Source organism: Bacillus sp. JH7 (assembly GCF_001563515.1).
Lineage (GTDB): Bacteria > Bacillota > Bacilli > Bacillales > Bacillaceae_G > Bacillus_A > Bacillus_A cereus.
The window spans coordinates 1,073,491-1,087,040 of sequence record NZ_LPUS01000001.1 but is presented as its reverse complement, the minus strand read 5'-3'; the positions used below and the strand labels follow the sequence as shown (position 1 = coordinate 1,087,040).

The window sequence follows — 13,550 nt, the reverse complement described above, 5'->3', positions numbered from 1 at the left end:
CTACAGGCTGAGATTTTTTATTGGTAATAAGGTGAGATCATTAAGTAAACAATAACACCAGATAAACTTACATATAACCAAATCGGCATCGTCCAACGTACAATTTTACGATGACGTGTTAATTGATTTGTAAAACCAAATACAAGTGCAAACAATGCAAGCGGTACAATAATTGCCGCCAGGATAATATGTGTAATTAAAATGATGAAATACACATATTTAATGAATCCTTCTCCGCCAAAATGTGTTGCTGGCGCTAAGTAATGATAAGATAAATAAGAAACACAAAATAGCAACGTCGTTGTAAATGCTGCCAGGATGAAACCACGGTGCATTTTCACATTCTTCTTAATAATAGAGTATAGAGCTGCTAATAAGAATACGAACGTAAAGCTATTAAAAATTGCATTTAACATTGGCAAAATTGTTACATCAAAATGTAATTCTCCTTCATAGCCAACAGGTCCAAAGAACAAAAATAAAATAATCGCATTTACAATTACAGAAAGCGTTATCACAATAGGAGCATAGCTTTTCTGATTTGTTGATTGATCCACCAAAATGGTCACTCCCTCTTCCTTCAAATATGTATACGTAACCTCACTATTTTAACATACTATTCACAGTGTAAATGTGACAATAGTTTGACACAGCAAGATAAGACAAAGAAAAAATCCTTCTTAATAAAACTTCTTAAGAAGGATTTTATCGCTTTATTATTCAAATAGCAACGCGATTAGTTTTTGTTAAAAAATGTATCGCTATATGCTTGAAAAATTTCAGACACTTGATATCCCATTAAAGAAATTGCTGTTAATGAAAAGAAACCAATCATAAGAAATCGAAACCACATATAAATCTCCTCCTTGTATTTAGCTTAAAAAACATTCGCTATATTACAAGTTGAGTGGCACTCTTCATCGTCACTTTCCTTTTTCCTTACAATTGCTGTAATAAATCGAATCATAAAGAAAATAACAAAAGGAATTTGTTCGTAATTCACATTGGCATAGTTTAGCAACGGCTCGCGCTGCATATCGAACGGGGATGAGAAGGAATAGAACATACCTTGCTCTTCCATATATACAATTACAATTTTCATGCAAAATACGATTCCTAGAAACGAAACAATATCTTGCCATTCTGTCGTATATAACAGGTTATACAGCTCTAATACGTACTCTTCCATTATCATCCCCCCTTCCTTTTTTACCATTTTGCTCGCCTTCGTATAAAAAGTCAAGAAAAAAGTTTATATCCACTATGACAATAGTAATTACTTGTTTCTATGATTATATATGATTCTTTTATAGCAATGACTGGGTGTAACTCTCTTCGAAAATTAGAAAATTAGAATCGAACAGATTCCTCATTCTTACTTTTAGGATTCAAAACTGTGCTATTTTTATTTCTATTAAAAATAAAATAAGAAAGTATGATAAGAACAGTAACAAACATTGTTAAAAGTGCTTGTGAACGTAAAGTATCAATTGCGAACATCGCAACTAAAACTGCTATAATAGCAGCAATTGTAACATACGTTACATACGGAAAAAGCCACATTTTCACTTTCAAATTTTGTTGTTCTACTTTTCCCATTTTTTTACGCATCTTTAAATGCGAAACTGCAATAACGAGATAAACTAGTAACGCAATCCCGCCAGATGCATTCACTAAAAACAAAAAGACTTTATCTGGAGAAATGTAACTAAAAACAACGCCAATATAAGCGAAGAACGTTCCGAATAAAACGGCCCGAACTGGAACACCACTACTGTTCAATTTCAAAAACGCCTTTGGAGCATCTCCTCTTTCTGCCATCGAAAAAAGCATTCTTGAGTTTGTATATAAACCCGAATTTAAACAAGAGAGTACAGCTGTTAAAACGATAAAATTCATAATTTGTGCCGCAGCTGGTATTCCTATATGTTCCAGTACAGCTACAAATGGACTTTTTAATATGTTTGCTGAATTCCATGGCAGTAGCGTAACAACTACCGCTATAGACCCAATAAAAAATACAAGAATACGCCAAATCACACTGTTTGTTGCTGTTTTTACTGCTTTTACAGGTTCTGCAGATTCACCTGCGGCTACTGCTACAATCTCTGATCCCATAAATGAAAATATAACGACAGTAATTCCAAGCAGTACCGAACTTATACCGTTTGGCATAAATCCACCTTGTCCAATTAAATTCGAAGTGCCGGGTGCTTCTGTTCCTGGAACAAATCCTAAAATAACAGCAAGACCTAGACAAAGGAACAAAACAATACTTATTACTTTAATAAAAGAAAACCAATATTCAAACTCTCCAAATGATTTCACCGAAAAAACGTTCGTCAGTGTTAATAAAATTGTTAATATTAAACTTAATAACCAAAGCGGTATTTGTGGAATCCAATATTGGATAATACCAGCACCTGCTGTGGCTTCTATTGCAATAACAATTACCCAAAAAAACCAGTATAACCAGCCTATTGTATAACCCGCCCAAGGACCAATCGCTTCTCTTGCATACGTTGCAAATGAACCACTTGTCGGATTAACAGCTGCCATTTCTCCTAGCATTCTCATGACGAAAATGACTAGAAGTCCTGCTAATGCATATGAAACGATAGAACCTGGTCCTGCCGAATGTACAACTGCACCACTTCCAACAAACAAACCAGCCCCTATTACACCGCCAATTGAAATCATTGTAATGTGGCGTATTTTGAGGTCTTTCTTTAGATTTTTATCCAAATCTTGTACATCCCCTTCCAAACTAAATTTTGAAATTTATGTAAGAGTACTGTGCGAAAGATTTTGTCCTATACTTTAAAATATATCAAAATATTCTGAATTCAACAATTAAAATTCAACCTCCTTCAAAAATTATTACATTAGGTTTAATACTTTCTCATACACAATTGTTGAGAAAATTATAGTCCTCTTACAAAAGAAAGAATTTTCAGATATCATTAAATAAACAAGATTATACATCTAGACAACTTTTTGTATAGGAGTGTTGATATGTTAAACAAGTTCAAATTTTTTTGTTGTATTTTAGTAATGTTCTTACTTCTACCGCTATCCCCTTTCCAATCACAAGCAGCAAACAATTTAGGTTCAAAATTACTCGTTGGATACTGGCATAATTTTGATAACGGTACTGGCATTATTAAATTAAAAGACGTTTCACCAAAATGGGATGTAATCAATGTATCTTTTGGTGAAACTGGTGGTGATCGTTCCACTGTTGAATTTTCTCCTGTGTATGGTACAGATGCAGAATTCAAATCAGATATTTCTTATTTAAAAAGTAAAGGAAAGAAAGTAGTTCTTTCAATAGGTGGACAAAATGGAGTCGTTTTACTTCCTGACAATGCCTCTAAGCAACGTTTTATTAATTCCATACAATCTCTAATCGATAAATACGGTTTTGACGGAATAGATATTGACCTTGAATCAGGTATTTACTTAAACGGAAATGACACTAATTTCAAAAACCCAACTACTCCCCAAATCGTAAATCTTATATCAGCTATTCGAACAATCTCAGATCATTATGGTCCAGATTTTCTATTAAGCATGGCTCCTGAAACAGCTTATGTTCAAGGCGGTTATAGCGCATACGGAAGCATCTGGGGTGCATATTTACCAATTATTTACGGAGTGAAAGATAAACTAACATACATTCACGTTCAACACTACAATGCTGGTAGCGGGATTGGAATGGACGGTAATAACTACAATCAAGGTACTGCAGACTACGAAGTCGCTATGGCAGATATGCTCTTACATGGTTTTCCTGTAGGTGGTAATACAAATAACATTTTCCCAGCTCTTCGTTCAGATCAGGTAATGATTGGACTTCCTGCAGCACCAGCGGCAGCTCCAAGTGGCGGATATATTTCTCCGACTGAAATGAAAAAAGCTTTAAATTATATTATTAAAGGAGTTCCGTTCGGAGGAAAGTATAAAATTTCTAACCAGAGTGGCTATCCTGCATTCCGCGGCCTAATGTCTTGGTCTATTAATTGGGATGCAAAAAACAACTTTGAATTCTCAAATAACTATAGAACATATTTTGATGGTCTTTCCTTGCAAAAATAACAAAGTAAAACTATAATTAGCCCTCATCAATCGGACATTTATGGGCAATCAATGCAGGATAAAAACAACAATAGGTCCCTTTATAGGTCCTATTGTTGTTTTTTATTTATGAAAATTACTTTGTCACATCTAAAGTTTTAAGAAACTCTTTTCCATCGACCAACATCGTACGTTCCTTGGAATCATATTGTTAAATATTCTAGTTACTATTTTGCTTCAACACAAAAATTGAAAGTTCAGGTACACTACAAAATCTAACAGGCATCCTAGTAGTCCCAATGCCACGATTTACATATAAATATAACGGCTTACTCTTCCCCTCTACTTCATACATACCTTCAACGTAGTGCTCAGCTAGTTTGGTAGTAATTAACGGACCTACAAAAGGAATTTGGACTTGTCCTCCGTGACTATGTCCTGACAGTTGAAGATCAACTGGGTAACGATTTATTTTGGTTACAACATCCGGCTCATGTACTAATAACATGTTGAAATCATTTTGTTTCAAGTTTTTTAAAGTTGAATCTATTTTCGGCTTCCCTAATAGAAAATCATCCAAACCTGATATTATAATATATTTGCCGTTTTCCACTTTAATTTTCTGCACTTCATTTACTAATACAGAAAAACCAGCTTCTTCCATATATTTTTTGTAAAATAAACTACCGCCCCCGCCCCTATCATGATTCCCAAACACAGCATATTTCCCTAAGGGAGCGTAAATTTTCTGCAAAATAACCTTCGCTTCTTCTCTTTCCGCACTATAAGACCCAAATTTATCTATTAAATCTCCGGTAAAAACTACTATATCCGGATGTAATTCATTCATCTTCTCCACTAAATGTTCAAGTTGTTTCAATGTAAACTCTGGCCCTAAATGTACATCTGAAAACTGCAATATTTTTTTATTATTAAACTCTTTAGGAATTGTAGAAGCTTCTATTTCATTCCACGTAACTGTTACTAGTTTTCGTTCTATTTCTGTCGCATAATAATACAAACTTACTGGTATCATTAATATACTTATAAAACTAATAATAAATATCTTTATGATTGATTTTTTTCGTTCTTTTTTTACATGATTCGTATTCATGTTTTCACCTCTACAAACACTTTAAATCCTTATTGTTACATTCATGTGACAACATGAACAATGTTATCAATTTTTAATTCCCTCTCTATTCACTTTGACAATTTTATACAGAAGTCATAACATATTTTTATAATACATAGATTTTTGAAATTTTTTCTATTCATTCCATCATTTTATTACGGAGGGATTATTCATGTCTGTATTTACACCAGAAGAAATTACGGAACTTGCTGCGAATTCAGGAAGGAAAAAAGCTCATTTATCATTGCTCCCTATGCTAATTCTTGGTTTTTTTGGTGGTGCTTTTATCGCATTAGGGTATTTACTCGATATTCATGTTATTGGGACAATGCCAAAATATTGGGGATCATTTTCTAGTTTTCTAGGCGCTGCTGTATTCCCTGTTGGTCTTATTCTCGTTATTCTTGCAGGCGGTGAACTAGTAACTGGTAACATGATGACAGTTTCTATGGCCTGGCTCCAAAAGAAAATTACTTTATTTTATTTCATACGAAATTTAGTTATTGTTACATTTAGCAATTTCATAGGAGCTGTATTCGTAGCCTATTTTTTCGGTCATATCGTCGGCTTAACTGAAGGAGCTTTTTTAGCGAAAACTATTTCTATCGCTCAAGCGAAACTACAAGATACACCATTGCAAGCATTTATTTCTGCAATCGGATGTAATTGGCTCGTTTGTTTAGCTGTTTGGCTCAGTATGGGAAGTAAAGAATTTATCGGAAAGATTATCGGTATTTGGTTCCCAGTTATGACTTTTGTTGCAATTGGATTTCAACACGTTGTAGCCAATATGTTTGTCATCCCAGCTGCAATTTTTGCCGGTCATTTAACTTGGATCGAATATTTTCCAAACTTCATTTTTGTTTTCTTCGGAAATTTAGTAGGAGGTATGTTATTTGTAGCACTACCTTACTTCATATCTTATAATAAGAAACTACCTTCTCATCAAGAGAAGACTGAAATGAAGAACAAATCTCTGTCCGCTTAAATGGAATGTCTATAAAATGTCCTAAAAAATATTACAAATTTCATTTTTTTTGCGAATATATGTACGTACACTTGTTCTCGAATGTTTTATACGTTATAATAACAACTTAAATAGCATTATTTACATATGAGGTGAAAAACATGAACAAAACAGAATTAATTAAAAACGTAGCACAAAATGCTGAGATTTCTCAAAAAGAAGCTACTGTAGTTGTACAAACTGTAGTAGAATCAATCACTAACACTTTAGCTGCTGGTGAAAAAGTACAACTTATCGGATTCGGTACATTCGAAGTTCGTGAAAGAGCTGCTCGTACAGGCCGTAACCCACAAACTGGTGAAGAAATGCAAATCGCAGCTTCTAAAGTACCTGCTTTCAAAGCTGGTAAAGAACTAAAAGAAGCTGTAAAATAATGAAAAATATCCTTCTCATTTATGAGAAGGATATTTTTTTCATAACATAATTAATAAAAATCTGACCATTATGCTGTTTCTTTTGTTCCTTTATGCAAATAAAACTTTTACTTTCAAAGAAAGGTTTTGCTGTAATACTCGCTTCTGTATAGATTTCCCTATGCCCTAGGTTCACTGCTTCTTTTTCTAACTTCTGTAATATGGATGAGGCTATCCTTTTCCCTTGATAATATTTATGTGTAAATAAACGATCTACGTAATGATCCTCATTATAATCTCCAAATCCGACTATCACACCATTATGATCCGCTACATAACTAATATTCTTTTCTAAAGACTTTAACCAGCTTTCTCTATCTAGTCGATCTGGTGCCCATGCCTGTAGCTGTAACTCATTATAATCTTTTGCATTAACCGTATGAACTGTTTCATAGAACAATTGTAATACTTGATTTAAATCTTCTTTCTGAAATGTTCTAATTATAATATCTTTTAACATATATAAGTCTCCTTACCAAACTACCTCTTAACTTTTCTACTACATACGTTTCAATCATTCTTCTTTATTATATCGTTTTAATTTCTATACGAACAAAAAAACAATACTTATTCAAAGTATTGTTCTTTAATTCTATTCAATTACTTAATGTAACTTTTTAAGATTTTAATTTAACTCTTTGTAATCGTAATGCATTTAATACAACGGATACAGAACTAAATGCCATCGCTGCTCCAGCAACCCAAGGGGCTAAGAAGCCTAATGCCGCAATTGGAATTCCTAACGCGTTATAAGCTAATGCCCAGAATAAATTTTGTTTAATATTTCTTATCGTCATTTTACTCATAAAGATCGCATCAGCAATACTATTTAAATCACCGCGGATTAACGTTATATCCGCTGCTTCCATCGCTACATCCGTTCCCGTTCCAATTGCCATACCAATGTTCGCTGTAGCAAGAGCAGGAGCATCATTTATCCCATCTCCAACCATCGCTACTTTCTTACCATTTGCTTGCAGTTTTTTCACTTCTTCTGCTTTTCCTTCTGGCAATACTTCTGCAATTACGTGATCAATACCAACTTGCTTTGCAATCGCCTGAGCAGTTTGTGTATTATCTCCTGTAATCATCACAACGTCTAGACCCATTTTCTTAAGTCTTGCGATAGCTGCTTTTGAAGTATCTTTCACAGTATCTGCAACGGCAACTATACCAGCATATTCTTTATCGATTGCAATAAGCATTGCTGTTTTTCCTTCTCGTTCTAGCTCTTCCATTGATTTTGAAACTTCTTCAATATCAATATTGAATTTCTTCATTAATCGACGTGTGCCAATTAATAATTGTTTTCCTTCTACGACTGATTCGATACCGAATCCAGGAATCGCTTCAAACGTCTCTGAACTTGGAATATCAATTTTCTTTTCTTTAATTCCTTCCACAATCGCTTCTGCAAGTGGGTGTTCAGAATTTTTTTCTGCCGCACCTACTAAACGTAGTATTTCTTCTTCATGGAATCCATCTGCTACAATTATATCTGTTAACACAGGCTTTCCGTTTGTCACAGTACCTGTTTTATCTAGAATAACTGTATCTAATCGGTGCGTTGCTTCTAAATGCTCTCCACCTTTAAATAAAATACCATACTCAGCCGATCTTCCTGATCCTGCCATAATAGATGTAGGCGTTGCAAGACCTAATGCACATGGACAAGCGATAACAAGTACTGCTATCATTTTCTCAAGTGCTCCGCCAAAATCACCAGGTGTAACAAATATCATCCATACTGCAAATGTGATAATCGCAATCACAACTACAACCGGTACAAAAATACCTGAAATTTGATCCGCTACCCTTTGAATAGGAGCTTTTGAACCTTGTGCCTCTTCTACTACTTTAATGATTTGAGCTAATGCAGTATCTCTGCCTACTTTAGTTGCTTTCACTTTTAAAAAACCATTTTTATTTATTGTCGAACCTATTACTACATCCCCAATTGACTTATCAACAGGAATACTTTCACCCGTTAACATCGATTCATCAATCGCTGATTTTCCTTCTACAATCTCACCATCTACTGGTATTTTTTCACCAGGCTTTACATAGACGATATCACCAGCTACTACTTCTTCAATCAAAATTTTTATTTCTGTTCCATCTCGCACAACTGTAGCTGTCTTCGCTTGTAAACCCATCAATTTTTTAATTGCTTCTGATGAGCGCCCTTTTGCTTTCGCTTCAAATAATTTACCTAAAATAATTAATGTAATAAGTACCGCACTCGTTTCAAAATATAAATCTGTCATATGTTCCGAAGAACCAATAGATTGAATACTTAAATATACACTATAGAAGTACGCGGCCGACGTTCCAAGCGCCACGAGAACATCCATATTAGCACTTTTATTGCGTAACGCTTTATAAGCCCCAACATAAAACTGTCCACCAATGATAAATTGAACAGGAGTTGCAAGTGCTAGTTGCACCCAAGGGTTCATTAACATATCCGGTAAATAAATAAATGACGTAAATGAGAAATGACTAACCATTGCCCACAATAATGGGAAAGATAAAATAAACGAAATAATAAACTTCTTCTTTTGTCTTTCAATTTCTTGTAATCGATGATCAGTTGATGCATCTTGATCATCTGGTTTCACTTCTAATTTATATCCTAGCTTCGTAATCGCGCTCTTCATTTCATTTACATTAACTTCATCAGGATTAAAGTCTACTGTGGCTGATTCTAAAGCAAAATTTACTGTCGCCTTGTTCACACCATCTAACTTATTTAAACGCTTTTCAACTCTATTTGCACATGCTGCACATGTCATTCCTGAAACAGTAAATTCAGCTTTATCACTTACAATTCCATATCCTAATGATTCAACTTTTTCTTTAAATTGTTGCGGATTTGTTTTAGTTGGATCGTACATTATTTTTGTTTTTTCAAGCGCAAAATTTACATTTGCCTCATGAACACCTTCTACTTTTTTTAGACCTTTTTCAATTCTATTTGCACATGCCGCACATGTCATTCCTGATATTTGAAGATTGGCCTCTTTTTTTTCATTCATGTCTCTCACCTCTATATACCCTTATGAGGTATAATTATTAGCAAAATAAATCGTACTTCATTTAAAGTACGATTTATTTCCATATCTAAAAATAATTATTGAACATCGTATCCTTGATCTTCGATTACAGCAACGATATCTTTTAATGTTACAGCAGACGAGTCGATAGTAACTTCAACAGTTCCTTCTGCTAATTGAACCTTCACTTGTTCAACACCGTTTAGCTCTTTCACACTGCTTTCGATAGCATTTACACAATGTCCACAAGACATACCTTCAACTTGTAATGTTAACTGTTCCATTTAAAATCCTCCTCTTGTTTCTTCATTCTTTGTTAATTACAATTACATCTTACCATACCCCCCTAAGGTAATCAATGGTTTTGTATCATGATTTTTCAATTATTTTCTAAAAGTTTATTTTACACACACTTTTTCACATCAATACCCCGAAATCTTATTATGAAGGTAAACAAAAAAACAAGCCAGTGACATACTAGCTTGTTTTTACGCTTTTGAAAAACGTTCAAATACAGTCATTAATTCTTCAATTGCTTCGTCACCATTGCCATCTTTAATAGCACCTGAAACACAATGACTTGTATGGTTTTTTAATACACCCATTCCTACTTTTTTCATCGCTGCATTAATCGCTGAAATTTGCACTAAAATATCCACACAATAGCGATCATTTTCAATCATATTTTGAATACCGCGGACCTGTCCTTCAATCCTCTTTAATCTATTTATAATTTGTTCTTTTTCTTTTTCTGATCTATGTGTTACCGCTTCATGCTCTTTATGCCCCATATTATCACCTTCTTAAAGTTTCTCTTCATCCAATAAAACAATTGCTTTTACGAGTATACCAATTATAGCATTAATTATCTATGTATGATACCCCATATGAGTATATTTCCGCTCTAAGCTTATTCTTAACAATTTATTAGCTTCTCAGTCTCAATTTTCATGATACCCTTTCTTTTTTCAAAAAAACATTACATTCTCCATCAGAACTTAATAAAGTAAAATGTTTAATCACTTTTGTGCTATGTTCTTCAACTAAAGCCTCCATTAATGTACATTCCCTAACCATTTCTCGTTGCAAATATAAAAGGGCTACCTTAGTAGCCCTTAATAAAATAATTAATTTTCATCAGTTATAAAATACGTAGTTGTAAAGAGTACAATTTCTTAGTTTTCAAAGTTATTCTTTTACAGGAATAACAGCACCGTTATATTCCTTATTAATAAAATCTTCAATTTCTTTCGAATGTAATACTTCTACAAGTGCTTTAATTTCTTTCTTATCTTTGTCACCTTTACGAACTGCAACTACGTTTACATATGGCGAATCCTTACCTTCAATCGCAATTGCATCTTTTCTTGGATTTAATTTTGCATCAATTGCATAGTTAGCATTAATTAAAATAGCATCACCTTCTTTATTTTTATACATTTGTGTTAATAAACCAGGTTCAATGTCTGTTTTGAATTTTAAATTTTTCGGATTTTCTGTAATATCTTTTACGGTTGCTTTTACAGGATCTATACCATCTTTAATTTTTAAAATACCTTCTTTTTGTAAAATTGCTAAACCACGTCCATGATCAGTAATTGCATTACTCATAATAATTGTTGCACCATCTGGAAGCTCTTTTAGATTTTTATATTTTTGAGAATATAAACCGATTGGTTCAATGTGTATTTTTCCAGCTACTTCAAAATCATATTTTTTGTCTTTCATTTCTTTCTCTAAGAATGGAATACCTTGGAAATAATTTGCATCTAATTCTTTATTCGCCAATGATTTATTTGGTAATACGTAGTCTTGGAATTTTTTAATTTCTAGTTCTACACCTTTTTTCTCAAGTAATGGTTTTGCTTTTTCCAAAATAACTGCATGAGGTACATTAGAAGCACCGACAACAAGCTTATCTTCACTTTTACCTCCACAAGCAGTTAAACCAAAAATTGCCGTTGTAATAAGTCCTGATAGTAATAGTTTTTTCATGTTGTAAACACCCTTCTTCTTTTATGTATTTATTTATTAATTCACGCTGTAACAAATCAATAATCCATTTTATTAGAACAACACTAGGACATGCACAAATTGGTTCATTGATTTTCACATCGTTATTCCTCCTGCACACGGACTGTATAAATCTCTCTATTTTCCTCCAGAATAGTCTTTACTCACAGTCGAGAACAATAAAAAAACCTTTCTGCCCTTAGAATGAGCAGAAAGGTTTGTATGCATATATCGATACTATCCCTTTCTCTCATCTCTCAAAGCATTTGCTTTGCAGGAATTAGCACCATTTCAATGTAAAAATTGATGGTTGCTGGGTTTCACAGGGCACAGTCCCTCCACCTCTCTAGATAAGAGAAATCAGATTTAATTTTCATCTGATTCGAAATCTATTAAATTTTTTATATTTTATGAATTGAATTCTATCAATATAAAATCGTTATGTCAATAATTGTTTATGAAAAAACTTCAATCACAAATATAAAAGTCTCAATTCACATGTGTAAATTGAGACTTTTTTCTTCCTATATATAGTTATTGCTGATCGCATACTTTTGTATCATTCACTACTGAAGTTCCTTCAACGGTTACCGTATGAAAACAGTCATTTACTCGAACTGTTACAACATTATCTTGCCGATCAATGATATGATATTCATTAAAATTTTTATTCAGAGCACTGCGAATTTGTTCTCCTTCATAAATTGGGATGCCATGCGATAGAACCCAAATAAGTCCAGCGATAGCAAGAATAGTTTTCATACGATCTACCTCCTTGGGAATATAGTGAACTTTTAATCCATACTTTTTCAGCTCTACAAATCATGATCGGAATAAACCAAGCCTTTTTGGAAATAAGTTCATTTCGTCTATTTTATGTTTATGCTAATTGTGACCGTTTTGTGACAACTTTTTGTCTCTTTAGACGAAAAGTTGAAACAAAACTTTCAAAAAGGACAATTCTACATATCAAAAAAGGTTATGGAATGTTTCATCCATAACCTTTTTTCCTATACGTAACTAATAAATCTCAATCCTTTACTTAAAGAAGTCGGCACAACAGATGCATGATTCTCCCCTTCAGCTTCATAAAACTTAAATTTAAGTTTATCGTGGTTTACTTGGAGAAGGCGCTCTGATAATTCATTTGCGCCTACAACCATATGCTCTCGTTCTAGTGACCCAACTGTAAGGAACACTCCTGTTTCAAACTTAGCATTGTTTAATTCATGTATAAGGTTCTCTTCTTTTTCAAGTACGGATTGGTTATTCCACCATATAGATGGACTACTAATAAAATAATTTTGAAAACCATTTAAGTTTGTAAATAGTATATAAAGAGCAAATAGTCCACCTAAAGAATGTCCAAATAACGTTTGCTTACTTTTATCGATCTCAAAATTCTTTTCAATTTGTGGTTTCAGTTCTTCTTCAATAAAAGTAAAGAAATTATGTGCTCCTCCTGTTTTAGGCCACGGTTTACCGTCTGGTTTTAAAGGGGCATCTTTTGAAATTACGCTAGGCGTAAAATCATAACATCTTTCTTCCCCTGAAAATGCGCCTTCAATTGGATAACCCAATCCTACTATAACAGCTGGTGAAACACCAGTTTTTTCCGCTCTTACTGATTGTATTTTAACTGCTTCATGAAATGTTTGAAAAAAGGCATTGCCATCTAATACATAAATGACAGGATATCCTGAATCTGGTGCTGGCTGCCTCGGCTTTGAAATATGAATTTGATATTCCTTACCTTCTAATTTTGAATACATTTTCCACTGTTCTGTATTAGATGTTATAATCTGCTGTTTTTCAACTGTAGTATTCAC

14 protein-coding genes and 1 riboswitch are annotated in these 13,550 nt (G+C 33.5%); of the genes, 3 read left to right on the top strand and 11 right to left on the bottom strand.

The features are described from left to right. Positions 1–17: 17 nt before the first annotated feature. The 3 genes from AU379_RS05730 to gabP form a co-directional block, all read right to left on the bottom strand. Entirely contained in the window at positions 18–560 is a 543-nt protein-coding gene (locus AU379_RS05730) for a DUF420 domain-containing protein (protein ID WP_000228314.1), read from the bottom strand. Positions 561–877: 317 nt separating this feature from the next. Further along, positions 878–1,216, bottom strand: coding sequence for a hypothetical protein (locus tag AU379_RS05720; RefSeq protein ID WP_002005644.1), 339 nt, complete (start codon positions 1,214–1,216; stop codon positions 878–880). A gap of 134 nt (positions 1,217–1,350) precedes the next feature. Beyond that, on the bottom strand, positions 1,351–2,745 hold the full coding sequence (gene gabP, locus AU379_RS05715; protein ID WP_000360108.1) for a GABA permease: 1,395 nt from the start codon (positions 2,743–2,745) through the stop codon (positions 1,351–1,353). A gap of 270 nt (positions 2,746–3,015) precedes the next feature. Here gabP and AU379_RS05710 point away from each other — a divergent pair, with 270 nt between their 5' ends. Beyond that, a complete protein-coding gene (locus tag AU379_RS05710; protein WP_000932444.1) occupies positions 3,016–4,098 on the top strand; it encodes a chitinase in 1,083 nt (360 codons plus the stop codon). Positions 4,099–4,297: 199 nt separating this feature from the next. Here the strand turns inward: AU379_RS05710 and AU379_RS05705 are convergent, their stop codons facing one another. Next, positions 4,298–5,191 carry a metallophosphoesterase gene (locus AU379_RS05705; RefSeq protein ID WP_061138999.1) on the bottom strand — a complete coding sequence of 298 codons (894 nt, stop codon included), beginning with the start codon at positions 5,189–5,191 and terminating at the stop codon, positions 4,298–4,300. A 193-nt stretch (positions 5,192–5,384) separates the two neighbouring features. Here AU379_RS05705 and AU379_RS05700 point away from each other — a divergent pair, with 193 nt between their 5' ends. Continuing rightward, positions 5,385–6,200: a formate/nitrite transporter family protein gene (locus AU379_RS05700; protein WP_000110543.1), complete on the top strand. Its 816-nt coding sequence runs from the start codon at positions 5,385–5,387 to the stop codon at positions 6,198–6,200. A 140-nt stretch (positions 6,201–6,340) separates the two neighbouring features. After that, positions 6,341–6,613: an HU family DNA-binding protein gene (locus AU379_RS05695; protein WP_001043904.1), complete on the top strand. Its 273-nt coding sequence runs from the start codon at positions 6,341–6,343 to the stop codon at positions 6,611–6,613. A 19-nt stretch (positions 6,614–6,632) separates the two neighbouring features. On the opposite strand, the gene AU379_RS05690 is transcribed toward AU379_RS05695, so the two are convergent. From AU379_RS05690 to AU379_RS05660, 7 genes are all read right to left on the bottom strand, one after another. Continuing rightward, positions 6,633–7,112 (bottom strand): GNAT family N-acetyltransferase, encoded by a 480-nt coding sequence (locus tag AU379_RS05690; RefSeq protein WP_061138998.1) that lies wholly within the window; start codon positions 7,110–7,112, stop codon positions 6,633–6,635. Between the two features lie 157 nt (positions 7,113–7,269). Further along, positions 7,270–9,690, bottom strand: coding sequence for a heavy metal translocating P-type ATPase (locus AU379_RS05685; protein WP_001003176.1), 2,421 nt, complete (start codon positions 9,688–9,690; stop codon positions 7,270–7,272). Positions 9,691–9,785: 95 nt separating this feature from the next. Further along, the gene (gene copZ / locus AU379_RS05680) at positions 9,786–9,992 is read right to left on the bottom strand and encodes a copper chaperone CopZ (RefSeq protein ID WP_000436973.1); all 207 of its coding nucleotides are present in this window, start codon (positions 9,990–9,992) and stop codon (positions 9,786–9,788) included. 204 nt (positions 9,993–10,196) lie between these two features. After that, complete coding sequence (locus AU379_RS05675; protein WP_000509876.1) at positions 10,197–10,499, bottom strand: metal-sensing transcriptional repressor; 303 nt, start codon at positions 10,497–10,499, stop codon at positions 10,197–10,199. Positions 10,500–10,896: 397 nt separating this feature from the next. Then, positions 10,897–11,703, bottom strand: coding sequence for a methionine ABC transporter substrate-binding lipoprotein MetQ (gene metQ / locus AU379_RS05670; protein WP_000735072.1), 807 nt, complete (start codon positions 11,701–11,703; stop codon positions 10,897–10,899). A gap of 265 nt (positions 11,704–11,968) precedes the next feature. After that, positions 11,969–12,078, bottom strand: a riboswitch (SAM riboswitch). A gap of 177 nt (positions 12,079–12,255) precedes the next feature. Further along, a complete protein-coding gene (locus AU379_RS05665) occupies positions 12,256–12,483 on the bottom strand; it encodes a hypothetical protein (RefSeq protein WP_000849103.1) in 228 nt (75 codons plus the stop codon). Positions 12,484–12,731: 248 nt separating this feature from the next. Continuing rightward, the gene (locus AU379_RS05660; RefSeq protein ID WP_001098705.1) at positions 12,732–13,550 is read right to left on the bottom strand and encodes an alpha/beta hydrolase-fold protein; all 819 of its coding nucleotides are present in this window, start codon (positions 13,548–13,550) and stop codon (positions 12,732–12,734) included.